At 76.2% G+C, this 23057-nt stretch carries 22 protein-coding genes; 12 read left to right on the top strand and 10 right to left on the bottom strand.

All coding sequences use genetic code 11. From position 1 onward, the window contains the following. The first annotated feature begins 84 nt into the window (after positions 1–84). The gene (locus WJX68_RS12920) at positions 85–741 is read left to right on the top strand and encodes a hypothetical protein (protein WP_340290228.1); all 657 of its coding nucleotides are present in this window, start codon (positions 85–87) and stop codon (positions 739–741) included. A 228-nt stretch (positions 742–969) separates the two neighbouring features. Further along, on the top strand, positions 970–1395 hold the full coding sequence (locus WJX68_RS12925) for an SsgA family sporulation/cell division regulator (protein ID WP_340290231.1): 426 nt from the start codon (positions 970–972) through the stop codon (positions 1393–1395). A 64-nt stretch (positions 1396–1459) separates the two neighbouring features. On the opposite strand, the gene WJX68_RS12930 is transcribed toward WJX68_RS12925, so the two are convergent. Further along, positions 1460–2005, bottom strand: a complete 546-nt coding sequence (locus WJX68_RS12930) for a DUF5709 domain-containing protein (protein WP_340290234.1) — start codon at positions 2003–2005, stop codon at positions 1460–1462. A 136-nt stretch (positions 2006–2141) separates the two neighbouring features. Between WJX68_RS12930 and WJX68_RS12935 the strand changes: the two genes are divergently transcribed. Continuing rightward, on the top strand, positions 2142–2735 hold the full coding sequence (locus WJX68_RS12935) for a TetR/AcrR family transcriptional regulator (RefSeq protein ID WP_340290237.1): 594 nt from the start codon (positions 2142–2144) through the stop codon (positions 2733–2735). Here the strand turns inward: WJX68_RS12935 and WJX68_RS12940 are convergent. From WJX68_RS12940 to cobF, 4 genes are all read right to left on the bottom strand, one after another. Then, positions 2725–3708 carry an SDR family NAD(P)-dependent oxidoreductase gene (locus tag WJX68_RS12940; RefSeq protein WP_340290240.1) on the bottom strand — a complete coding sequence of 328 codons (984 nt, stop codon included), beginning with the start codon at positions 3706–3708 and terminating at the stop codon, positions 2725–2727. The two genes, WJX68_RS12935 and WJX68_RS12940, sit on opposite strands and share 11 nt — an antisense overlap. A 50-nt stretch (positions 3709–3758) precedes the next feature. Further along, positions 3759–5453 carry a hypothetical protein gene (locus WJX68_RS12945; RefSeq protein WP_340290243.1) on the bottom strand — a complete coding sequence of 565 codons (1695 nt, stop codon included), beginning with the start codon at positions 5451–5453 and terminating at the stop codon, positions 3759–3761. 399 nt (positions 5454–5852) lie between these two features. After that, positions 5853–6344 carry an SRPBCC family protein gene (locus WJX68_RS12950; protein WP_340290246.1) on the bottom strand — a complete coding sequence of 164 codons (492 nt, stop codon included), beginning with the start codon at positions 6342–6344 and terminating at the stop codon, positions 5853–5855. Positions 6345–6378: 34 nt separating this feature from the next. Next, entirely contained in the window at positions 6379–7185 is an 807-nt protein-coding gene (gene cobF, locus WJX68_RS12955; protein WP_340290248.1) for a precorrin-6A synthase (deacetylating), read from the bottom strand. 155 nt (positions 7186–7340) lie between these two features. Between cobF and WJX68_RS12960 the strand changes: the two genes are divergently transcribed. Then, positions 7341–8519 carry a glycosyltransferase family 4 protein gene (locus WJX68_RS12960; RefSeq protein WP_340290250.1) on the top strand — a complete coding sequence of 393 codons (1179 nt, stop codon included), beginning with the start codon at positions 7341–7343 and terminating at the stop codon, positions 8517–8519. Positions 8520–8607: 88 nt separating this feature from the next. Here WJX68_RS12960 and WJX68_RS12965 read toward each other — a convergent pair whose 3' ends face one another. After that, entirely contained in the window at positions 8608–9954 is a 1347-nt protein-coding gene (locus WJX68_RS12965) for a glycosyltransferase family 2 protein (RefSeq protein WP_340290252.1), read from the bottom strand. Between the two features lie 721 nt (positions 9955–10675). On the opposite strand from WJX68_RS12965, the gene WJX68_RS12970 reads away from it, so the two are divergent. Further along, a complete protein-coding gene (locus tag WJX68_RS12970) occupies positions 10676–11779 on the top strand; it encodes a C40 family peptidase (protein ID WP_340290255.1) in 1104 nt (367 codons plus the stop codon). A 69-nt stretch (positions 11780–11848) separates the two neighbouring features. Here WJX68_RS12970 and galT read toward each other — a convergent pair whose 3' ends face one another. Both galT and WJX68_RS12980 read right to left on the bottom strand, forming a co-directional pair. Beyond that, positions 11849–12928 carry a galactose-1-phosphate uridylyltransferase gene (galT, locus tag WJX68_RS12975; protein WP_422785700.1) on the bottom strand — a complete coding sequence of 360 codons (1080 nt, stop codon included), beginning with the start codon at positions 12926–12928 and terminating at the stop codon, positions 11849–11851. Positions 12929–12942: 14 nt separating this feature from the next. Next, entirely contained in the window at positions 12943–13734 is a 792-nt protein-coding gene (locus tag WJX68_RS12980) for a DeoR/GlpR family DNA-binding transcription regulator (RefSeq protein WP_340290562.1), read from the bottom strand. 314 nt (positions 13735–14048) lie between these two features. Between WJX68_RS12980 and WJX68_RS12985 the strand changes: the two genes are divergently transcribed. The 5 genes from WJX68_RS12985 (at position 14049) to WJX68_RS13005 (ending at position 18802) form a co-directional block, all read left to right on the top strand. Next, complete coding sequence (locus WJX68_RS12985) at positions 14049–15734, top strand: sodium:solute symporter family protein (protein WP_340290258.1); 1686 nt, start codon at positions 14049–14051, stop codon at positions 15732–15734. A 13-nt stretch (positions 15735–15747) separates the two neighbouring features. After that, entirely contained in the window at positions 15748–16035 is a 288-nt protein-coding gene (locus WJX68_RS12990) for a hypothetical protein (RefSeq protein WP_340290260.1), read from the top strand. A gap of 309 nt (positions 16036–16344) precedes the next feature. Further along, the gene (locus tag WJX68_RS12995) at positions 16345–16971 is read left to right on the top strand and encodes an IMPACT family protein (protein WP_340290263.1); all 627 of its coding nucleotides are present in this window, start codon (positions 16345–16347) and stop codon (positions 16969–16971) included. A 4-nt stretch (positions 16972–16975) separates the two neighbouring features. Further along, positions 16976–17461: a GNAT family N-acetyltransferase gene (locus tag WJX68_RS13000; RefSeq protein ID WP_340290266.1), complete on the top strand. Its 486-nt coding sequence runs from the start codon at positions 16976–16978 to the stop codon at positions 17459–17461. Between the two features lie 81 nt (positions 17462–17542). Continuing rightward, positions 17543–18802: an Nramp family divalent metal transporter gene (locus WJX68_RS13005; protein WP_340290269.1), complete on the top strand. Its 1260-nt coding sequence runs from the start codon at positions 17543–17545 to the stop codon at positions 18800–18802. A 6-nt stretch (positions 18803–18808) separates the two neighbouring features. Here WJX68_RS13005 and WJX68_RS13010 read toward each other — a convergent pair whose 3' ends face one another. After that, a complete protein-coding gene (locus WJX68_RS13010; protein WP_340290272.1) occupies positions 18809–19597 on the bottom strand; it encodes a crotonase/enoyl-CoA hydratase family protein in 789 nt (262 codons plus the stop codon). Beyond that, complete coding sequence (locus WJX68_RS13015) at positions 19594–20487, bottom strand: alpha/beta fold hydrolase (RefSeq protein ID WP_340290275.1); 894 nt, start codon at positions 20485–20487, stop codon at positions 19594–19596. The genes WJX68_RS13010 and WJX68_RS13015 overlap by 4 nt, the downstream gene beginning before the upstream one ends. 136 nt (positions 20488–20623) lie before the next feature. On the opposite strand from WJX68_RS13015, the gene WJX68_RS13020 reads away from it, so the two are divergent. Next, entirely contained in the window at positions 20624–21202 is a 579-nt protein-coding gene (locus tag WJX68_RS13020; RefSeq protein ID WP_340290278.1) for a hypothetical protein, read from the top strand. Between the two features lie 46 nt (positions 21203–21248). Next, entirely contained in the window at positions 21249–23033 is a 1785-nt protein-coding gene (locus tag WJX68_RS13025) for an SDR family oxidoreductase (RefSeq protein ID WP_340290281.1), read from the top strand. Positions 23034–23057 lie beyond the last annotated feature (24 nt).

Consider the following 23057-nt stretch of genomic DNA (forward strand, 5'->3'; position numbering starts at 1 on the left):
CCGCCGCACCGGTCGTCGTCGATCACCGGATGGTGGCGGCGAGGCCGGGCCGTGCCGGGGCGCCGGTGATCGTATGGTGCCCCGGTGACCGCGCCGAACCTTCCCGAGGTGACGCCCTCCGCCGTGCCGGTCGTCCGCAGCGGGCCGGCCCGTCTGCGGGTCGGCCGCTACGGCCCGCGCCTGCTGCTGCGCGGCCTGCTCGTGGTGCTCGCGCTGCTGGTCCTGGTCCTGCTGCTGGCCGGCTGCGGCAACGGCGAGCTGCCGGCCGCGTGGCGGACGCCGTCGCCGGCCGCGACGCCGGCCCCCACCGCGACGCCGACCCCCACGCCGACCCCCACCCCCGGCCCGACACCGTCCGCCACCCCGACGACGGGCGCCTCGCGCACCGCCACCGCACCGCCGGCCGGGCGCGGCGACGGCGGCACGGCCGGCGCGGGCGCGGGCGCGGCCGCGCGGGCGGGGTCCCCGATGTGGCCCGCCGGCGACATCGCCACGGCGCGGCGCATGCAGCAGCAGGCCGACTCGGGCGGCGACCCGTGGCTGCTGGACCCCGAGGAGGTCACGATCTCCTACGTCGGCAGCGAGCTCGGCTACCGCGACCCGGCCGTCACCCGGCTCGGCAACGGCGTCTACGCGGTCCGCGACGGCCGTTCGGCGCAGCGCGCGACCCTCACCCTGACCCAGCCGGTCCGCTCCGGCACCGGCGGGATCTGGGTCGTGCAGCGCACCGACCGCTCCTGACCGGTCCCGCCGCGCCCTACCGCGCGTCACCGGATCCGGGCCGTCGCCGCAGGCTTGCCGGCTCGTTACACCCACTGCGCCACAAAGATGGCGTGAGGTGAACGACAGTGGCGCGAACGGGTGAAACCGCGCGCCGGGTGCAGCGTCCGGGCCCTGTCCGGCGATGTTCCGTGTGAGACCGCCGCGGCACCGCGGGGGTGCGGGCGGGTCCACGAGAGGCGGAGCACGATGGCCAGCGAGTCGGTCCAGCAGGACGTCTTCACCGTGTTGCACGGTCAGGCGTCCCCGATCGTGAGCCGCTGGGCGTACCGCGCGTCGGACCCGTTCGCGATCTCGTTCTCGGTGCGCCGCTCCTCCGACCGCTGGATCGAGTGGCTCGTCGCCCGCGACCTGGTGATCGAGGGCCTGACCACCCCGACCGGCATCGGCGACATCCGGATGGCGCCCCGCCGCATCGACGGCTACGACGTCGTGGAGATCGAGATCCGCTCCGACGGCGGCTCCGCGGTCCTGGAGGTCGACCGCGACCTGCTCGCCCAGTTCGTGGACTCCACGCTGGAGATCGTCGACCTCGGCGAGGAGCACGACCACCTCGACCTCGACGGCGCGATCGCCCGGCTGACCGGCAGCGCCGCGGGCCCGACCGCCCCCTGACCCGCACCCGCACGCACGAGGGCCCCGGACCGCGACGGTCCGGGGCCCTCGGCCGTACGGCGGCTCAGCCGCGCCGCGCGGCGCGGTCCTCCTCGCGCAGGCTCGTCCCGGCGTCGCGCTCGGCGTCGGCCGCGGCCTCGTCGGCGTGGTCGGCGTCCTCGGCGAGCTGCGCGCTGACCTCGGGGTCCCCGGCCGGGGACTCGTCGACCACCGGCACGATCGCGGGGTCGACGTCGTGCACCGCCGCCTCCTCGGCGCCGGCCGCGCCGCCGTCGATGCCGACGTCGACCCCGACGCCGTCGACGGCCGGGTCGCCGGCGGAGGAGCCGGCGGCGCCCACCAGGCGCCCGGACCGGGCCGGGTCGCCCGGCGGCAGCTCGTCGGGCAGCTCGCGGGCCAGCCGCGCGTCGTGCGACTCGCCCTCGCGCTCACCGGCCGGGGTGACGGCGTTGTCCTCGACGCCGTAGGGGCGGTCCGGCGGGACGTAGCCGGAGTCCAGCGGGTCGGTGTCCGAGGGGCCGGTCAGCGCCTCGTCGGTGTCCAGCTGCATCGCCGAGGCCATGTCCGGTGCCTCGGGCTGGAACTCGTTCTCGTCTCCGGATGCGGGCATCGCCATCGCAGGTCGCGTCTCCTCGGGGTCTCGACGCCGGACGGCGGCCGGGGTGCCGGCTCGTCCGGGGTATCGACCAGGCGTACCCCGCGCCGGGCCCCCTCATGCGCCCCGGACGGGCGCTACGGTCGCGGGCGTGACCGCCGCCCCGTCCGCCCGTTCCGGCGACAGCACCCGCCGGGCCCTGCTCACCGCGGCCGCGGCCCTGTTCACCGAGCACGGCTACGACCGCACCTCGGTGCGCGCGATCGCCGAGCGGGCGGGGGTCAACCAGGCCCTGCTGTTCCGCTACTTCGGCAGCAAGGACGCCCTCTACGCCCGTGTCGCCGCCGAGCGCGCGCTGACCGTGCTGCACGACGGCCCGCCCGAGGAGCTGCTCGAACGGCTCCTGCGCTCCATCCTCGACGGCCGCGACGGCCCCGAGCACGACCTGTTCGGCTCGGTGGTGCGTTCCGCGGGCACCTCCGAGGCGGCCGCCGCGGTCCGGGTGGAACTGGCCGGGGCGTTCACCGAGGCCTTCGCCGCGCAGGCCGACGGCGCCGCCGACCGGGCCGACGCCGAGCTGCGCGCCGAGCTCGTCCTGACCTGGCTGCTGGGGCTGAGCCTGGTGCACCCGCTGCTGCCCGAGGGCGCGGTGGGGCGGGCCGCCCCGGAGGCGGTCCTGGGCCACGTCACCCGGGCGGCGCGGACGCTGCTCGCCGCCCCCGCCGGATCGGGCGTCAGCCGGTGAGCCGGTCGACCTCGGCGAGGAACCGCTCGCGCTGCGCCGGGGTCTCCCGGGTCCGCGCCAGGTAGTGCTCCGGGCGCGGGGCCCGGTCGTGCCAGAACCGGCCGGTCCCGATCGCCTGCGCGGGCGCCGCGGCCAGCCACACCGCGGTGTCCGCCCCCTGCTCGGGGGTGCGCAGCACCGGGCCGACGACGCGGTCGAACAGCGGCAGCGAGCCGGTGACGCCCGGCGTGCGGGCCCAGCCCGGGTGCAGCGCGTGCACGGTGATCCCGCGCGGGCCGAGCTCGTCGGCGAGCAGCCCGGTCAGGACGACCTGCATCCGCTTGGTGCGCGCGTAGGCGGCGGTGCCGCCGTAGTCACCGGTGCGGAACTGCAGGTCGTCGTCGCGCAGCGGCTGGGCGTACATCCCGCCCGAGGACATGACGACCACCCGCGACGGCGTGCCGGACCGTTCCGCGCCGGCGGCCAGGGTCCCGGCGAGCAGCCGGGTGAGCAGCAGCGGGCCGAGCACGTGCACGGCCAGGGTCAGCTCGTTGCCCTCGGAGGTCTCCGACCGCTGCGACGGCAGCAGCCCCGCGTTGTGCACCAGCACGTCCAGGGCGTCCACCTCGGCGGCGAACCGCGTCGCGAACGCGCGGACCTCGGCGAGCTCGCCCAGGTCGCACACCTGCACCGGCAGCCGGTCGCGGGACAGGCCGGGGACGGCGTCGAGGATCCGGTCCTGCGCCGCGACGCCCTTGTCGTGGGACCGGACGAGCAGGTGCACGGTGGCGCCGAGGCGGACCAGGCCGGTCGCGATGGCCTCGCCCAGCCCGCCACCGGCCCCGGTGACCAGCGCGGTGCGCCCGCTCAGCGCCCCGCGCGGCGGGTCGGCGCGGTCCCCCGTCCAGCCCGGCCTGCGCAGCAGGTACCCGATCCGCGAGTAGCCGGGGACCAGGGTGCGGTCGAGGACGGTGTCGAGAAACGCGCCGGGCACGTCGTCGATCCGACCACAGCCCGGCGCGGCCCGCGCGGCGATCTCCCCGCTCAGCCCTGCAGGCCGGGACCGGAGACGTAGGGGACGCCCGGGACGTTCGCCGTCGGGAGCTTCGGGACGGCGCCGGTGACCGGGTCGGCGGTCGAGACGCGCTCCATCGCCCCGCAGCTCGACAGCGAGTACGACAGCGGGTTGACCGGGGCGGCCGACGCGGAGTCGAACCCGTGCTCGACCTTGCGGATCGACATCGTGCCGCCGGTGAGCTTGTACATGTTCCCCGACGGGTTCGGCGCGTCCAGGGTGCCGTTGCCGTTCTCGTCGACCTCCCACTCGCCGACGGTCTGGCCGCCGGGCAGCGGGTTGGTGCCGTCGAGGATGCAGGGGTTGTTGTTCGTCGCGCTCGAGGTGGCGCCGTAGAAGAACGAGACGTAGCGGGCGTCGGGGTCCATGCCGGTCGCGGTGCCCGAGACGCGGTCCTCGTCGACGGTGGCGGTGCCGGCGACGCCGTCGGTGTTCTTCGAGGCCAGGTCGACCTGCGTCGGCCCGGTGCCGGGCCCGCCGACGACCCCCGCGACGTCGGGCAGCCCGCCCAGGCCCGAGTAGTCGGGCAGCCCGGCCGCCTGCGCGACGCCGGACAGGTCGGGCAGCGGGCCGTCCGCGCCGGTCAGCGGCGAGGTGTCGGGCAGACCGGCGATCTCGTTGAGCCCCTCCAGGGGGCCGCCCGCGGTGACGCCGGGGACGTCGGGCAGCTCGTCGGTGCTGCCGTCGGTGACACCGGGCACCGACGGCACGGCCCCGCCCAGGCCGGTCAGCGCACCGGTCGCGCCCGCGGCCGGGCTGCTCGTCGAGCCGGTGCCGAGCACGGAGCCCGCGGTGCCCACCGCCGTGTCGACGACCGAGCCCGCCTGCCCCGCGCCGGGGACCGAGGAGCTCGCCCCGGCGACGGTGTCGGCGGGGTCGGGCAGCGCGGTGAGCGGCGTCGTGGGGGTGTTCAGGTCGACGCCCTTGCCGAGGCCGCCGGTGAGGCCGCCGAGGCCGGGGACGGCGTCGAGCGGGCCGGTCGCGGGGGTGGCCGGGCCCGGGCCGCCGTCCTGCCCGCCCGCGGCCGGGCCGTCCGCGGCGCCGGAGCCCGATCCGTCCGACCCGGACCCCGTGCCCGAGTCCGTGCCCGAGCCCGTGCCCACGTCCTTGCCGGAGTCCGTGCCCGAGCCCGAGCCCGAGTCCTTGCCCGAGTCCGTGCCCGAGCCCGAGTCCTTGCCCGAGCCCTTGCCCGAGTCCTCGTCGTCGCCCGAGTCCTTGCCGGAGTGCGTGCCCGAGCTGTCCGACCCCGACTCCGAGTCGCCCGGTCCCGAGTCCGAGGACGAGCCCGGGCCGGTGGAGCCCGGGGACCCGGACCCCAGCACCGAGCCGACGACGTCGGCGCCGGTCACGAGCTCACCGAGCCCGTCGGCAGCACCCCCGGACGCGGAGCCCGAGGAGTCCTCCGAGTCGGAGGAGCCGGACGGGTCCGGGGAGCCCGCCGACGTCGCCGAGCGCGACGAGCCGTCCTCCCCGTCCTCCCCCGCGAACGCCGTGCCCGCGGTGCCGCCGGAAGCGACGAGCAGCGCCGCGAGCGTGGCGGGCGCGGCGATCCGGCGGGCGACCGGGACGGACGGGGCGGCGTGCCGGCGCCGACGGCCGGGGACCCCGCCGACGACGGCCGCGGCGACGGTGGAACGGTGGCGGGCCCGGGTGTGCTTACCCATCTCGAGCAGTCCTTCCGCCTCGCGCCGGGCGAGGTGCTGGGGAGCGGTGGAGGACGGCGCGGGCACCGGCGGGCCGGGGTGCGGGGGCACCCGGGGAGCAGCCGGATCGTGCCGGTGTTCCCGGCTCGTCCGGTCTGCGACGGTACGAAACGGGACCCCGGTGGGGTTGCTTTCCTGAGAGGGCAGGTGCCGACGGCGCGATCATGAGTCGGCGGCGGACGACGAGCGACCGCGCGGATGGACCGAACGGCCCAGCAGCCTGCGACGGACACGCTCCGCGCTCTCAGGATCGCCGGATACCCCCACCGTTCAACGAGTGGGCGCACCGGAGGTGACGGTTCGTCGCGGATCCGGTGCCGTTCGGTTCCTCCGGGGCATCGGCCGCACCCCGGACGGGAACTACGCCAGCCGCTCGCGGACGGCGTCGAGGTTGCGCTCCATCCCGGCCCGCCACTCCCGCAGCCGCCCCTCGACGATCCGCTCCTCCTTGTCGGGCATCCGCGCGATGACCTCGGTCAGCCCGGACGGCCCCGGCCCCATGCGGGCCCACTGCCGCAGCGCGGTGCCGTCGCCGTCGGGGGTGAGGTCGAACCCCCAGACCGCGGCCTCCCCGCCCTCGGCCCCGGCCTCGACGGTCCACTCGAACCGCCGCGCGGGCTCCCAGGCGGTCACCGTGGACACCGTGGTCCAGTCGCCGCGGGCGTCGTGGTGGTGGTGCCCGCGCAGCCGCGCCCCCGGACCGGGGGCGTCCCCGTCGAGCCACTCGGCGCGCTGCATCTCGGTCGAGACCCCGGCCAGGAACCCCGGGTCGGTCACCAGCTCCCACACCGCCTCCGGCGGCGCGGCGACCCGGGTGCGGGCCTCGGTGGTGGGTCCGTCGGCGTAGCGCATACGACCTCCTCGTCGTGGACGCGCCGGGGGCGGGTCAGCGCTCGTCCGCGCCCCGGCGCAGCAGGTAGGTGTCCATGATCCATCCCTTGCGCTCGCGGGCCTGCGCCCGCACGCGCACGATCTCGTCCGCGACCTCGTCGAGCGGGCCCGCGACGAGCAGCTCGTCGGGAGTGCCCAGGTAGGCGCCCCAGTAGATGTGCAGCTCACGGCGCTGTGCGGGCGGCAGCGCGGCGAACGCGGTGCGCCCGTCGAGCATGACGACGACGTCGTCGACGTCCCCGGGCATCCCCTCGGCGACCCGGCGGCCGGTCGTGATGAGCACCGGGCGCCCGACGCGGTTGAGGATCAGCCGGTGCGCCGCGGCCAGTGCGGCGACGCTGGAGATCCCGGCGACCGACTCCACCGCCCACTGCTCCCCCGCGCCGTCGAGGACCTGCTCCAGCAGGCGCAGGGTGCCGTCGTAGAGCGACGGGTCGCCCCACACCAGGAACGCGCCGGTCGCGCCGTCGGGCAGCTCGGCGTCGAGCATCTCGCGGTAGAGCCGCGCGCGGCGGTCCTGCCAGTCGACGACGACGTCGCGGTAGCGCTCGTCGTCGCGGGCGACCTCGCGGCCGCGGTCGCGCCCGACCTCGAGCGCGGTGACCAGCCGGTAGCCGCCGTCGGGACGGTGCCGCCGGAGGATCTCGGTGCGCAGGGCGAGCAGGTCGTCCTGGCTCCCCCCGCCGTCGAGGCCCTTGTCGATGACGAAGACGACGTCGGCCCGTTGCAGGGCGCGGACCGCCTGGAGGGTCAGGTGGTCGGGGTCGCCCGCCCCGATCCCGATCACGAGCACCGTGCGCACACCGTGACCGTAGTGGACGGCGCGTGCGGTCCTCCCCCACCGGGTGCGGGGACGGGCGGGGGCGTCGCGCCGCGTCGTCACGCCGCGTCGTCACTCGGTAGGGTGACGGTCACCGCCGACCGATCTCGCGCCGCACCCCGGGAGGCCACGTCACCGTGAGCACCAGCACGCCCCTCACGATCGGACACCTCGTCGAGTCCCTCGAGGACCACGGCGTCGCCGCCGCGCTCGGCGACCTCGCCGCCGCCGGCCCGGACGCCGGGTTCCGCGTCGTCCTCGTCGCGCTGGCCCCGTCCGGCCATTCCGCCGTCGCCGACCGCGTCGCGCGCGCCGGCGTCGCCCCGGTCGAGCTGAACGTCGCGCCGTGGGACCCCCGGGCGGTCACGAAGGTGCTCGCGGTGTTCCGGGCCCACGGCGTGGACCTCGTGCACACCCACGGGGCCCGCCCCGACGTCGTCGGCTCGGCCGCGGCGGCCCGGCTGCGGGTCCCGGCCGTGTCGACCCTGCACCACATCCACGAGCACCCCGCCGACCGCGGCGACCAGCTGCGCCGCACGGCACGGACGATGGCGCGCAAGCGGTTCATGACGCGCACGATCGCCACCTCGGTGCTGCAGCGGGACTGGTACCGCCGCGCGGCCGGGTCCACCGAGGGGCTGTCGGTGATCCCCGACGGCGCCGCGGACCCCGGCGAGGGCACGGTGCAGGAGCGGCTGCGGCTGCGCCACGGGCTCGGCGTCGACGAGAACGAGGTCGTCGCCGTCTCCGTGGCCCCGATGCGCCGCGGCCGCGGCCAGGACCTGCTGCTCGACGCCGTCGCCGAGATCGGCCCGGACGAGCCGCTGACCGTCGTCCTCGGCGGCGACGGCCCGCTGCGCCCCTGGCTGGAGTCGCGGGTGGCCGCCGACGACGCGCTGTCCGGCCGGGTCGCGTTCCGCCGCAGCGCGGACCCGGTGGAGCTGCTGCGCGCCGCCGACGTGCAGCTGCACACCACCCGGCACGACACGATGCCGCGGATGCTGCTGCTCGGCCAGGGCACCGCCACCCCGGCCGTCGCGACCCGGGTCGGCGGCATCCCGGAGATCGTCACCCGCGACACCGGCGCGCTGACCCCGGTCGACGCGACCCGGATCGCCGACGAGCTCGTCCGGCTCGTGCGCGACCCGGACCTGCGCGCCCGGCGCGGGGCGGCCGCGCGGGCGCGGTTCCTGCAGCGCTTCGAGTCCTCGGTGTGGGCGGCCTCGCTCGGCGACGTCTACCGCAGCGCCGCCGGCGTGGCCGGGGCACCGGCACCGGCCGAGCTCGACACCCCGGAGCCGGTGGGTCGGGGCTGAGCCGCTCGACGGCCACCCGGTCCCCCGGCTGCACCGGACCGGCCCCGCCGGGGCTGCCGGTGAGTCGGGACCGGCCTGGGCCGGGCGGTCAGGGCCGGGTCAGCGGCGGGCAGGTCCCGCCCTCGGCGAGCACGTCGCGCCGGCTGCGGACGTAGAGCATCGGCCCGCCGGCGAGCCCGCGCAGCTTGCGGGCGGCGGCGCCGCTGGGCAGCGCGCCCGCGTCGGCCGGGGCCGCGACGGCCTCGGCCGGTGCCTCGGCCACGACCACGCCGCCCGGCCCGCGCCGCGACGGTGCGACCGGCGGGCGGGCCGCCGGTCCGGTCGTCCGGCGCACCGGCAGGACGGTGCCGGAGCCGGGCTCACCGCCGGACTCGCGGCGCACGATGTCGCGCAGCCGTCCCAGCGCGGCCGGGAACCGGCGCACCGCCAGCCGCCGCGCCCGCGGGTCGAGCGCCACCTTGCCCAGGAAGGCGCCCAGCCCGAGCGCGTAGCCGCCCATCTGGTCGCGCAGCTCGCCCGCCGAGGGGCGGTGGTGGTGCCAGACCCAGGCCGAGGGCAGGTAGGCCAGCGTCCCGCCGTCGAGCACGATGCGCACGAGCAGCTCGATGTCCTCGCCGCCGCGGGTGGGCCGGCCGGGGCCGAGCGCCTCGTCGAAGCCGCCGAGGGCGCGGACCGGTGCGGCGCGCACGGCCATGTTGGCGCCGATCCCGAACAGCCCCGGGGAGAACGGGAAGACCGGCGAGTCCGCGGGCGGGTCGTCGAGCCGGAACCGGCGTGGCAGGAACCCCTTGTTCCAGGCCAGCGCGACGTCCGCGGCCCGCTCCTCGGCCGTCTCCAGGCGCGCGGCGAGCACCGGCCCGCTCAGCGCGCTCAGGCCCGGGTCCTCGGCGAACGCCCCGGCGATGCGCGAGGCCCAGCGCGGGTCCGGCTCGGTGTCGTCGTCGGTGAACGCGACGATCGCGGTCGCGGCCTCGGCCAGCCCGCGGTTGCGCCCGACGGAGACACCGCGGCGCGGCTCGCGCACGTAGCGCACGCGCGGGTCGGCGCACTCGCGCACGACGTCGCGGGTCCGCTCGTCGGGCGGGTCGTTGTCGACGACGAGCACGGTCACGGCCGGGTGGTCGCCGGCCAGCACGGCGGCCAGGCAGCGCCGCACGCTCTCCGGCCGCCCGCGGGTGGCGACGACGACGGTCAGCGGCTCGGCGGACACCGCGGGCTCGGCGGGCGGCTCGGCCCGGGCGGCCGCGGCCGCGGCACGGGCGAGCAGGTCGGCCGGGGCACGGCCCCCGCGCAGCGGGACCTCGACCTGCCCGACGGGGACGCCGCCGTCGGTGACCAGCAGCCGCGCCGCACCGAACCGGTCCGGGACCACGAGGTCGGCGGCCGGCGCACCGGTGTGGTCACGCCCGGCCCGCCGGTGGGCCAGCTCGCCCACCCACACGGGTCCGCGCGATCGGTCGTCCGGCACTGCTGCGCCCCTCCTGGTCGGTCACCGGGCTCCGTCGGCCCCGGTCCGTCGATCCTGCCCCGCCGGGCGCGGTACCGCCGTCCCGTGGTGGGTTCGCACCCCGCGCCCGCACGGTTCACCACCCGCCGTCACGACGGCGGCCGGGCCGGCGGCCCCCGGATCGGCACCGATGGTCGCAGAGGGGGTCGCAACCCCGCCCACCAGGCACGGGACGCCCGGCCGCGCTGCTCCGTCCGGACCGCGCCACGGCGCCCTGCCGGGCGTACCGGCGACCCGGGGACCCCGCCGCGCCGGCCCGGTGCCGCGCCGGGTTCGTCACCTGCTGGGCCGTCCGGGGCGTTCCCGTGCACAGCGCGCGACGCGACCTCCTCCACGGTCAACCGTTCGGCGCAGCGGAACGACCGTACGACTCGAACGGCGCACCGCCCGTACCGCTGGGCGTGCGACAGCCACGCGGGTCGCGCCGGACCGGCCGTTCGCCGCAACCCCGGCGGGCCCGGTCGGCGCGCGAGTCACGGACCGGTTACGGTCCCTGACAGCTGGTCGGCACCTGCCGGCTGGTGCGCCTGGTCGGTCCCCTGCTCCCCGCTGGCCGACACTCCCCCTGGCGCCCACCCAGCACGCAGCGGGGCGGAGCCGTGTCCGGTACGAGAGCCGGGGCCGGTTCCGGGGCGGCGAGGACCCCCGGATGACCACTGCACTGCACCCCCACGAGCTCCCGGCCGACGCCCCCCGACGTCGCCGCGACCGTGACGCCGGAACCGGCATCTCGGCCGCCGAGCTGCTCGCCCGCTACTCCGAGGCCGGCTTCGACACCCCCGTGTCCGGCAGCCGCCGCGCCCGCCGTGCCGCCGGCCCGGACCTGGAGCGCATCGACACCCCCGCCACCGGCCTGCCGGAGAGCGGCCACGGAGACACCGTCGTCACCCGCGACGCGCCGGACACCCCCGCCGGCGTCACCTCGCGGTCCGCGATCGGCCTGATCCGCGGCGGCTCGGACACCGGGCCGCTCGGCCGCAACCCGCGGGCCGTGATCGCCACGATGTCGGCGACGCTGGTCGGCGCCACCGCGGTCATGGGCGTCGTCTCGACGCTCGGCGCGCCGCAGCAGTCGCCGGAGACCACCGCCGACATGGACCTCGCCGGGGCCTCGAACGAGGCCACGATGAAGCTGTCCGTCCCGGCCGCGGGCTCCGAGGACGGCGGCCCCGGCACCAGCGACGCCGCCAGCGCGCTGACCGACGGGTTCGAGCACGTCACCGCGTCGGTGCCGCAGGCGTTCGAGAAGGCCGACGCGGCCCGGATCGCCGCGGTCGCCCAGAAGGAGGCCGCGGTCAAGGCCGCCGAGGCCCGCGCGAAGGCCGCCGAGGCCGCCCGCAACGGCGGCGGTGACGACGGCGACGGCGGCGGCATCGGCGACCTGGTCGGTGGCCTGACCGGCTCGTCCGACGGCGCCCAGGCGCTCGCGCAGGCGAAGAAGCAGCTCGGCAAGCCCTACCAGTGGGGCGCCACCGGCCCGAGCGCGTTCGACTGCTCCGGCCTGATGGTCTACATCTTCGACAAGATCGGCGTCGACCTGCCGCGCACCTCCAGCGCGCAGTCCCAGATGGACGGCACCCCGGTCTCGAAGAGCGAGCTGAAGCCGGGCGACCTGGTGTTCTTCTACTCGCCGGTGAGCCACGTCGGCATCTACGCCGGCAACGGCAAGGTCCTGCACGCCTCCACCAGCGGCGAGCCGGTCAAGTACTCCGACATCGACGCGATGCCGTTCCACAACGCGGTCCGCGTCTGACCGACCGCGTCACCGACGTCCGAGGCCGGTGCCCCTGGGGAGGGGCGCCGGCCTCGACGCATGTGCGGGTCAGAGCGCGCGCAGCCGCTCCGCGACGGCCTCGGGCAGCACGTCGGAGATGAACGCGCCCGCACCGGACTCCGAGCCGGCCAGGTACTTGATCTTCCCGGGGGCCCGGCGGATCGAGTGCACACGCAGGTGCAGCCGGGCGTCGGAGCGGCCGTCGGACTCCAGCACCGGCGCCTGGTTCCAGCCCGCCACGTAGGGCAGCTCGTCGTCGTAGAGGGCGTCGAGGCGGCGCAGCACGTCCAGGTAGAGGTGCGCGAACTCCTCGCGCTGGGCCTCGTCGAGCGCGGGCAGGTCCGGGGTCGGGCGGTGCGGGTAGAGGTGCACCTCGACCGGCCAGCGCGCGGCCTGCGGCACGAACGCCGTCCAGTGCTCCCCGGCGACGACGACCCGCTCCCCCGCCCGCTCGTCCGCCAGCAGGGTGTCGAACAGGTTCTCCCCGGTCGCCTCGCGGTGCGCGGCGACGTGGGCGAGCATCCGCTGCGGGAACGGCGGGACGTAGGGGTAGGCGTAGATCTGGCCGTGCGGGTGGGCCAGCGTCACGCCGATCTCGGCACCCCGGTTCTCGAACGGGAACACGTAGCGCACGCCGGGCCGGGCACCCAGCTCGGCGGTGCGGTCCGCCCACGCCTCCAGCACCAGCCGCGCCCGGGCCGGGGTGAGCCGGGAGAACGGGGTGTCGTGGTCGTCGGTGAAGCAGACGACCTCGCAGCGGCCCGACGCCGCCTGCGGCACCGGGCCCGGCTCGGGCAGCGGCGCGCCCGGCGCCGACCCGAACGACGGGAAGCGGTTCTCGAACGCCACGACGCCGTACTCCGGGCTCGGCACCTCGGTGAGCCGGCCGTCGCGGCTCGGGCACAGCGGGCACTGGTCGGCCGGCGGCTTGTAGGTCCGGTCCTGGCGGTGCGCGGCCATCGTCACCCACTCGCCGGCCAGGGCGTCGTAGCGCAGCTGCGAGGCGGGCTCGACGCGCGGCAGGTCCCGCCGGTCGACGAGGTCGGCCGGGTCGCGCGGAGCGCGACCGGGGTCGTCGAACCAGAGGATCTCGCGGCCGTCGGCCATCCGGGTCGCGAGCTTCTGCACCTTCTGCACGTCCGTCACCTTCCGGGGCGAGCGATGATCACGCGGTCCACCTCGCCCTCGAGGACCGCCCGGTCGGCGTCGGCCAGACCGGAGTCGGAGACCAGCACGTCGGCCTCGGACAGCTCGGCGATCGTGGAGATGCCGACCGTCCCCCACTTCGTGTGGTCGGCGACGACGACGAGCTGCCGGCCGGCGTCGACCAGCGCCCGGTTCGTGTCGCGCTCGGTCAGGTTGGGGGTGGAGAACCCGGCCGCGGCGCTCATGCCGTGCACGCCGAGGAAGACGGTCTCCAGGTTCAGCGACCGCAGCGCGGCGATCGCCACCGGGCCGACCAGCGCCTCCGACGGCGTCCGCACGCCCCCGGTGAGGATCACCGTCGTCCCGCGCGCGTCGGCCCCGCCGGTGTGGAACGCCTCGGCGACGGCGACGGAGTTGGTGACCACGGTCAGCCGCGGGACCGCGGCCAGGTGCTGCGCGAGCCGCCAGGTCGTGGTGCCCGCGGACAGCCCGACCGCCGCGCCCGGGGTGACGAGCTCGGCGGCCGCGGCGGCGATCGCGTCCTTCTCCTCCAGCTCGCACACCGACTTCGCGGCGAACCCGGGCTCGGAGGTGGTGTGCTCGCCGACGGCGGTCGCGCCACCGTGGACCTTGTCGACCAGCCGGCGGCGGGCCAGCACGTCGAGGTCGCGGCGCACGGTCATCTCCGAGACGCCGAGGTGCTCGGCCAGGTCGGACACCCGCACGGCCCCGCGGCTGCGGACCTGCTCCACGATCATCTCGCGCCGCTGCTCGGCGAGCAGGCTCATGGCGACCGGACCGGGCACCGACGGGGCTTCACCCGCACAGAATGCAACACAAACGAACGTGCGGCAAGGCTCGACCGCGCGTGACGCCCCGATCGCGTTCCGGCGTACAGGTCACCGGGAGGTCTCGACATCGCGCGAAAGTGTTCACTTCTGATCGACTGCGGTCTACCTTGTGCGTTGGTCCGTGCAACGTGCCGTCGTGCACCCGTACCCGCGGACCGCACCGCACACGCACTCGACGGCGAGGAGCTTTCCGAGATGGACCATCGCGAGACGGGCCGGCGGGCCCCGCGGACGACCCGGGAGGACGCGGCATGACCGCCCAGGAGGTCCTCCGGCTCAACCCGAACCTGGTCGACTACCTGCTGGTCGCCTTCTACTTCGTCCTGGTGCTCGGCATCGGCTTCGCGGCCCGCCGGTCGGTGTCGTCCAGCCTGGACTTCCTGCTGTCCGGCCGCTCGATGCCGGCCTGGATCACCGGGCTGGCGTTCATCTCGGCCAACCTGGGCGCGATCGAGCTGATCGGCATGGTCGCCAACGGCGCCCAGTTCGGCATCCCGACGGTGCACTACTACTGGCTGGGCGCGATCCCGGCGATGGTGTTCCTGGGCATCGTGATGATGCCGTTCTACTACGGCTCGAAGGCCCGCAGCGTCCCGGAGTTCCTGCTCAAGCGGTTCAACAAGACCACGCAGCGGGTGCAGGCCGTGATCTTCGCGGTCGCGTCGATCCTCATCGCCGGGGTCAACCTGTTCTCCCTCGGCCTGGTGCTCGAGGCACTGCTCGGCTGGTCGCTCTACGTCGCGATCCCGGTCGCCGCGGTCGTCGTGCTCGGCTACATCTCGCTGGGCGGGCTGTCCGCGGCCATCTACACCGAGGTCCTGCAGTTCTTCGTGATCCTCGCGCTGCTCATCCCGCTCACCGTCGCCGGGCTCAACCGGGTCGGCGGCTGGGACGGGCTGACCCGCGCGGTCACCGAGGGCCCGAGCGGCGGTGCCGACCTCAACGCCTGGCCGGGCACCCCGCTGACCGAGATCGCCAACCCGTTCCTGTCGGTGCTGGGCATCGTGTTCGGTCTGGGCTTCGTGCTGTCCTTCGGCTACTGGACCACCAACTTCGCCGAGGTCCAGCGCGCACTGTCGGCCAAGTCGATGTCCGCCGCGCGGCGCACGCCGATCATCGGCGCGTTCCCGAAGGCGCTGGTCGTGCTGGTCATCGTGACCCCGGGCATGATCGCCGGGATCCTGGTCCCGCAGATCGCCGCGGTGAAGACCGGCGGCGGCGACGCCGTGGAGGGCATCACCTACAACAACGCGCTGTCGCTGCTGATGAAGGAGGTCCTGCCCAACGGGATCCTCGGCGTCGCGATCGCCGGCCTGCTGGCCGCGTTCATGGCGGGCATGGCGGCGAACATCAGCTCGTTCAACACCGTGTTCACCTACGACATCTGGCAGGACTGGGTCCGCCCGGACCGCTCCGACCGGTACTACCTGTCGGTCGGGCGGCTGGTCACGATCGTCGGCTGCGTGCTCGCGATCGGGACGGCGTTCATCGCGTCCGGCTCGCAGAACCTGATGGACTACATCCAGTCCCTGTTCAGCTTCTTCAACGCGCCGCTGTTCGCGATCTTCATCCTCGGCCTGTTCTGGAAGCGGATGACCGGGCCCTCGGCCTGGATCGGCCTGCTGTCCGGTACCGCCGCGGCGGTCGTCGTCGACGTCCTGGTCCGGACCGGGGTGTTCTCGATGTCGAGCCAGGCGGGAAGCTTCGTGGGCGCCATCGCGGCCTTCGTGGTCGGCGTCGGCGTCTCGGCGGCGGTCTCGATGGTCACGCAGCCGAAGCCGGACTCCGAGCTCGTCGGCCTGACCTGGAGCCTCACCCCGAAGGAGGCCCGCACGCACTCCACCGAGGGCGACGACGCCGGCTGGTACCGCAGCCCGGGCGTGCTCGGTGCGGTGGTGCTGGCCCTGACCGTCGTCCTCTACGTCGCGTTCGGCTGAGCGGAGACCTGACATGACCGAGAACCACCCCGGCGACCACGCCGGGTCCGACGCCCCGGTCTCCTCGACCGCGGCCAACCTGTTCGACCTGCGGTCGGTGATCGCCCTGCTGTTCGGGGTCTACGGCATCGTCCTGCTGATCATGGGCATCGTCTCGGGCGACGACCCGGAGAACCTGGCCAAGACCGGCGGGACGAACCTCAACCTCGACACCGGGATCGGCATGCTCGTCATCGGTGCGCTGTTCGTGCTGTGGGTGTACCTGCGGCCGCTGCGGCTGGCCCCGCCCACGCAGGACTGACCGCCGCCGGTCGGCCGGGGGTGCTCAGCGCTCCCGGCCGGCCGGGGTCGGGTAGACCGGGTTGAACGCCGCGAGGGTCCAGTCGTCGACCCGGCGGGCCACGCGGGTCAGGCCGGAACGCAGGGTGCGGAGGGTGTCGCTCATGGGTGGTGTTCCCTTCGTCGTCGTACGGGAGCGAGGGAGCCACGCGCCGGGTGGGGCGGGCGGCCTCCTCACCGGACACGTCCAGCATGCACTGAATCGATCCCGACGCGCTGCCGATCGCGAGCGCGGTCACGATGTGAGCCGGGTCGCCGGGGGCGGCACGACGTGCGGGTGATCGCCCGGGACGGCACGCACGAGATCGAGATCGCGCGCTCCCGCTTCCGCTGCACCGTCGCCCGCGTCGACGCCGTCGACGCCGCGCAGGCCGTGATCGACCGGGTCCGCCGTGCCGGTCCCGACGCCACCCACCACTGCACCGCGCTGCGGATCGGCGACCCGGCCACCGGGGACCTGGCCGCCCGCAGCAGCGACGACGGCGAGCCCTCGGGCACCGCGGGCGTCCCGATGCTGGAGGTGCTCACCCGCCGCGGGCTGACCGACGTCGTCGCGGTGGTCTCGCGCTGGTTCGGCGGCACGAGGCTCGGCGCGGGCGGGCTGGTCCGGGCCTACTCCGGGGTGCTCGCCGCCACCCTGGACACCGTCGGCGAGCTGCGCCGCGTGCGTCACCGCGAGCTGCTGCTCGCCGTCGGCCACGACCGGGCCGGACGCCTGGAGCACGACCTGCGGCACTCGCCCTACCGGCTGTGCGGGGTCGAGCACGGCGCCGACGTCACGCTGACCGTCGCCGTGCCCGAGACCGCCACCGGGGCCTTCGCCGCCTGGCTCGCCGAGCACACCGCCGGCGACGTCGAGGCGCTCGACACCGGCCCGCGCGACCTCTACCTACCCTGAGCCCGTGCACATCCGCGACGCGACCGACGACGACCGGCCGGCCATCCTGGCGATCCTGCGCCCGATCTTCGCCGAGGGCCGCACCTACACCGTCCCGCCCGACGCCGACGACGACTGGATCCGGGGGATGTGGTTCCGGCCCGCGCCCGCACGCGTGGTGGTCGCCGTCGAGGGCGACACCGTCGTCGGGACGGCCAAGACCGGCCCCAACCAGCCCGGACCGGGCTCGCACGTGGCGACCGCGAGCTTCGCCGTCGACCCCGCGCGGGCCGGGCGCGGCACCGGGCGCGCGCTCGGCGAGCACGTGCTGGAGCTCGCCCGCGCCGCCGGTCACTCCGCCATGCAGTTCAACGCCGTGGTGCAGACCAACACCCGCGCGGTGGCGCTGTGGCACTCGCTCGGCTTCGCCACCGTCGGCATCGTGCCCGACGCGTTCACCCTCCCCGACGGCACGACCACCGGCCTGCACGTGATGCACCGGAGGCTGTGACGCGGGAGGGACTCCCGCTCGGAGTTAGTCACGCCTACACTTCGTCTTCGTCGGACCTCATCCACGCTGCGGGGGGCGCACATGACGGGTACGGACACCGCGGAGCCGGTGACGGTCGAGCAGCTGCGCCGGCGCGGCTGGCGGGGCCGGCTCGCGGTGCTCGGCCCGGCGTTCGTCGCCGCCGTCGCCTACGTCGACCCCGGCAACTTCGCGACGAACTTCTCCGCCGGCGCCGGCTACGGCTACCTGCTGGTCTGGGTGATCGTCGTCGCGAACCTGATGGCGATGCTGATCCAGTCGCTCTCGGCCAAGCTCGGCCTGGCGACGGGGAAGAACCTGCCCGAGCTGTGCCGCGAGCACCTCACGCCGTGGCGCAACCGGTTCATGTGGGCCCAGGCCGAGCTGGTCGCGATCGCCACCGACCTCGCCGAGGTGATCGGCGGGGCGGTCGCGCTGCACCTGCTGTTCGGGATCCCGCTGTTCACCGGCGGGCTGGTCACCGGGCTGATCGCGTTCGTCCTGCTCGGGCTGCAGTCGCGCGGGCACCGGCCGTTCGAGCGGGCGATCGTGTTCCTGCTCGCGATCATCCTGGTCGGGCTGGTGTCGACCCTGGTGCGCACCGACGTCGACGGCCCGGCGCTGGCCGCGGGCCTGGTCCCCGGCTTCGACGGCATCGGCTCGCTGGTGCTCGCCACCGGCATCCTCGGCGCGACGGTCATGCCGCACGTCATCTACCTGCACTCGGCGCTGACCCAGCGCCGGCTGGTCGCCCGCGGACCGGAGGACACCCGGTTCCTGCTCCGCGTCGGGCGCACCGACATCGTGCTCGGGATGGGGCTGGCCGGCCTGGTCAACCTGTCGATGCTCGTCGTCGCGGCGGCGCTGTTCGCCGGCTCGGCGGTGCCGGGCACCGACACCCTGGAGGGGATCTTCGCCGGGCTGGGCACCGAGCTCGACGCCGTCGCCGCGTACGGGTTCGCGATCGCGCTGCTCGCCTCGGGGTTCGCCTCGTCCGGGGTCGGCACCTACGCCGGGCAGGTGATCATGGCCGGGTTCCTGCGCCGGCGGATCCCGCTGCTGCTGCGCCGGCTGCTGACCCTGGCCCCGGCGCTGGTCGTGCTGGGCCTGGGGATCGACCCGACGCAGGCCCTGGTGCTGTCCCAGGTCGTGCTGTCGTTCGGCATCCCGTTCGCGCTGGTGCCGCTGGTGTGGCTGACCGCCCGCCGGGACGTGATGGGCGGGCTGGTCAACCACCGGGTCACCACGGCCGCGGCGGTCGTCGTCGCCGCGGTCGTGGTGGGACTGAACGGGTTCCTGATCTGGGAGGCCTTCGGCGCCTGAGGCGCGTCAGCTCCCCGTCCAGACGGGGTCGCGCTTCTCGGCGAACGCGGTCGCGCCCTCGCGGGCGTCGGCCGAGGTCAGGACCGGGGTGACGATCGCGTCGTGGCGCTCCCAGCGGTCGGCGCCCCAGCCCGGGCTCTCCCGCACGATCCGCTTGGACGCCGCGACGCCCAGGGGCCCGTTCACCGCGATCCGCGCGGCCAGCTCGAGGGCCGCGTCCAGCGCGGTGCCGTCGTCGACGACCCGGTTGACCAGCCCCGCGGCCTCGGCCCGGGCGGCGTCGATCGGGTCGCCGGTCAGCAGCATCTCCAGGGCGAGCGCCCGCGGCACCCGGTTCGCGAGCTCCAGGGCGCCGCCCGCGGCGGCCACCAGGGACCGCTTCACCTCGGGCACCCCGAACCGCGCCCCCCGCCCGGCGACAACGAGGTCGCAGGCCAGCATGATCTCGAAGCCGCCGGCCAGCGCCCAGCCCTCGACGGCGGCGATCATCGGCGTCGCCGGCGGGGTCTGGGTGATGCCGCACAGCCCGCGCCCGGGCACCGAGGGCCGCTCCCCGCGCAGGAACGCCTTGAGGTCCATCCCGGCGGAGAACACCCCGCCCGCCCCGGTGAGCACCCCCACCCGCAGGTCGGGGTCGGCGTCGAGCTCGTCGACGGCCGCGGCGACGGTGCGCGCCACGTTCTCGTTCAGGGCGTTCTTGGCGCGCGGCCGGTTGATCGTGATCAGCAGGACGCCGTCCCGCCGTTCGACGACCACTTCCTGCTCGGAAGCGGTCAGCTCTGACTGCTCGGTCATGCGCCCACCCTATCCACCAGCGGGACCGAGTGCTCCCAGTCCGCGAGCAACGTCCGCAGCGCGGTCACCAGCGCCAGCGGCTGGTCGATCATCACGTGGTGCCCGGCCCCGGGGATCTCGACGACCGGCGCCGGGCGGCCCATCCGGTCCACGACCATCTCCCCCATACCCGCCGGGACGAGGCCGTGCTCGGCGCGGAACAGCGCCACCCGGCAGCCGGGACGGCCCAGCTGCCCGGGGGTCAGCCCGATCCCCGCGAAGATCGCCGGGTCGAACTTCCAGCTCCAGCCGCCGTCGACGGCCCGCACGCTGTGCTCGGCGATGTGGTCGTGCACCCACGGCAGGTCCCCCGGCTGCGGGGGGATCGTCCGGAACCGGGCCACCAGCGCGGCGCGGTCGGCGTGCACCCGCGCCGGGCCGAACGCGCGCTGCTCGCGGGCCGCCCGCTCCTCCGGCGACCGGTCCCGCACCGGGGAGTCGACGGCGACGGCGCCGGCGAGCTCGTCGCCGTAGCGCTGGGCGGCGGTCAGCGTCACGAACCCGCCCATGCTGTGCCCGATCACGGTCGGGCGCGGGCCGAGACCGGCGGCGGCGATCACCGCGCGCAGCTCACCGGCCCAGCGCTCCAGGTCGTAGGACGGGGCCCGGCCCGAGTCCCCGTGCCCGGACAGGTCGACCGCGACGACCCGCCGGGTCCCCTCGACCAGCAGCGGCGCCACGTGGTCCCACCAGCGCGAGTGCGCCGCGCCGCCGTGTACCAGCAGCACGCCCGGCCCGCCCGGCGCACCCCAGCTCCGGTAGGCGATCTCCACGCCGCCGGCCCGCGTGCGGCCCGGCTCGGCGTCGACGGCGAGGGCACCGGTGAACCAGGCGGGTGGGTCGGCGGGCACGGGAGCACCTCCGGTCGGCGGCGGCGGGCGGACCGTCGCAACGTACCCCGTCCCCAGTTCTGACCATCCGCGGTAACGACCGGCGGCGGAGGGGCGACCGCTGCCACGAGAGGGCCGTGCGGCAGCGGGAGGGACCATGGACGCAGCGAGGACGCCGACGGTGCTGCGCGCCGTGCCCCGCACACCGCGGGCGTGGGCGGGGGTGGACCGGCGCGTGCGCACCGTGCTGGCGGTGCTGGCCCGCGACCCGGGCGCGCCGGTCGCCACCCCGGCCGCGGTCCGGGCCTGGCCGCGGCTGGCCGCGCCGCTGCGCGCGGCCCAGCGGCGGCCCGCCTACGAGCCGGGGCCGTGCCCGGACCTGTGCCTGGTGGCCGTGCTGCCCGACGACGTCGACGCGCTCGGCGGGCTCGCCGCCGCGCTCGGCGCGCTGCGGCTGCCCGGCGCCGACGACGCACCGCTGCGCCGCGCGGCCGCCGCGACGTCCGCGACACCGGCCGCGGTGGTGCAGGAGCTGGCCCGGGTGCACGGGGTGCTCGACCTGGACCTGGGCGCGGAGGGCGAGCTGCTCTACGCGCTGGCCGGGGTCCGGGTCGCCCGCACGACCGGGGTCGCCGCCGCCGCGCACGACGCCGTCGCCGCCCGGGTGGGGGCCATGTGGGCGGCCGGGGAGCCGTACGCGGGCCCGGCGGTGGGCGCGGTGTCCCGGGACGGGTGACCCGCTCCGACTGGACCGTTGTTGACAGGTTTTCTACGATGACGCGGTGTCTCACAGTGATGTGCACGCCGGCACCCGGACGGTCCTGACCACCGACGGGCTCGAGCTCGTCGTCGAGGAGCGGGGCGACCCGGCCGCGCCCACCGTCGTCGCCGTGCACGGCTACCCCGACGACCGCCACGTCTGGGACGCCGTGGCGGCCGACCTCGCCGCCGACCACCACGTGGTCACCTACGACGTGCGCGGGCACGGCGGCTCGGGCGCCCCCGGCGGGCAGGCGGGCTACGACCTGGAGCTGCTCGCCGCCGACCTGCGCGCGGTGTGCGACGCCGTCTCCCCCGGCGAGCCGGTGCACCTGCTCGCCCACGACTGGGGCGCCATCCAGACCTGGCATGCGGTGACCTCCGAGGACGGCGTGCCGTCGGCGCTGGACGGCCGCGTCGCCTCCTTCACCTCGATCTCCGGGCCGTGCCTGGACCACGTCGCGCTGTTCCTGCGCCGGCGCCGTCCCCGCGACCTGCGCCCGGTGCTCGCCCAGGCGCTGCACTCCTGGTACACGCTGGCGTTCCGGCTGCCGGTGCTGCCCGAGCTGATGATCCGCAGCGGGCTGCTGGGCTCGGTCCTGGCCCGCTCCGAGCGGATCCCGCGACCGTCGGTCCGCGACGCCGTGCACGGCTTGGAGCTCTACCGGCGCAACCTCCCGCGCCGCCTGGGGCGGCCCCGCCCGCGGCGCACCGGCGTCCCGGTGCAGATCCTCGCCCCGCGCGACGACGCCTACGTCACCCCGGCGATGGCGACCAGCGCCGCGGAGTTCGCGACGGACCTGCGCGTGCGCTACCTGCCGGGCGGGCACTGGATGGTCCGCAGGCGCCCGGCGGTGATCGCCCGCTGCGTGCGCGAGCTCGTCGCCGCCCCGCGGGGCGGGGACGGCGAGGCCCCGGCGCTGCGCCGGGCCCGCGAGCGGGGCGCCGCGCTGGTCCGCACCGGGGGACGGCCGGACCGGGCGTCGCGCTGGGCGGGCGGGCTCGCCGTCGTCACGGGGGCGGGCAGCGGGATCGGGCGCGAGGTCGCGCTGCGGGTCGCCGAGCTGGGCGGGCGGGTCGTCGTGGCCGACGTCTCGGCCGAGGGCGCCGCGGGCACGGTCGCGCTCGTCGAGCGCCGGCACGGGCCGGGCCGCGCGGTCGCCGAGGTGCTCGACGTCGCCGACGAGGACGCCGTCGCCGCGCTCGCCGGGCGGGTCGCGGCCGAGCACGGGGTCCCCGACCTCGTCGTCAACAACGCCGGGATCGCGGTGGCCGGGCCGTTCGCCGACACCACCGCCGCGGAGTGGCACCGCATCGTCGACGTGAACCTGTGGGGCGTGGTGCACGGCTGCCGGCACTTCGGCGCCCTGCTCGCCGCGCACGGCGAGGGCGGCACGATCGTCAACACCGCCTCGGCGGCCGCGTACCTGCCGTCCCGGTCGCTGCCCGCCTACGCCACCACCAAGGCCGCGGTGCTGATGCTCTCCCAGTGCCTGCGCGCCGAGCTGGGCCGCGCCGGGGTCGGGGTCACCGCGCTGTGCCCGGGCTTCGTCGACACCCCGATCGTCGCCGCGACCCGCTTCGCCGGCACCGACGAGGACACCCAGGCCGCGCGGCGCCGCACCACCGCCGCCGCCTACACCCGTCGCGGCTACACCCCGCAGCGCGTGGCGGCCCGGCTGGTCCGCGCCGTCGAGCGCGACCTGCCCGTCGCCCCGGTGACGGCCGAGGCGCACCTCGGGCTGCTCGCGTCGCGGCTCTCGCCCGGGCTCGTCCGCGCGCTGGCCCGCGTCGACGGCGCCCGCTGACCCCCGCCCCACCCGGAAGGAGCC

It is taken from the genome of Pseudonocardia spirodelae (assembly GCF_037727765.1).
Taxonomy (GTDB): Bacteria; Actinomycetota; Actinomycetes; order Mycobacteriales; family Pseudonocardiaceae; genus Pseudonocardia; species Pseudonocardia spirodelae.

Coding starts and splice junctions, on each gene's coding strand:
- WJX68_RS13020 (WP_340290278.1), top strand. CDS start 20,624: ATGGACGCAGCGAGGACGCCGACGGTGCTGCGCGCCGTGCCCCGCACA.
- WJX68_RS12985 (WP_340290258.1), top strand. CDS start 14,049: ATGACCGCCCAGGAGGTCCTCCGGCTCAACCCGAACCTGGTCGACTAC.
- WJX68_RS12930 (WP_340290234.1), bottom strand. CDS start 2,005: ATGCCCGCATCCGGAGACGAGAACGAGTTCCAGCCCGAGGCACCGGAC.
- WJX68_RS13010 (WP_340290272.1), bottom strand. CDS start 19,597: ATGACCGAGCAGTCAGAGCTGACCGCTTCCGAGCAGGAAGTGGTCGTC.
- WJX68_RS12950 (WP_340290246.1), bottom strand. CDS start 6,344: ATGCGCTACGCCGACGGACCCACCACCGAGGCCCGCACCCGGGTCGCC.
- WJX68_RS12945 (WP_340290243.1), bottom strand. CDS start 5,453: ATGGGTAAGCACACCCGGGCCCGCCACCGTTCCACCGTCGCCGCGGCC.
- WJX68_RS13005 (WP_340290269.1), top strand. CDS start 17,543: ATGACGGGTACGGACACCGCGGAGCCGGTGACGGTCGAGCAGCTGCGC.
- WJX68_RS12990 (WP_340290260.1), top strand. CDS start 15,748: ATGACCGAGAACCACCCCGGCGACCACGCCGGGTCCGACGCCCCGGTC.
- WJX68_RS12925 (WP_340290231.1), top strand. CDS start 970: ATGGCCAGCGAGTCGGTCCAGCAGGACGTCTTCACCGTGTTGCACGGT.
- WJX68_RS12980 (WP_340290562.1), bottom strand. CDS start 13,734: ATGAGCCTGCTCGCCGAGCAGCGGCGCGAGATGATCGTGGAGCAGGTC.
- WJX68_RS12970 (WP_340290255.1), top strand. CDS start 10,676: ATGACCACTGCACTGCACCCCCACGAGCTCCCGGCCGACGCCCCCCGA.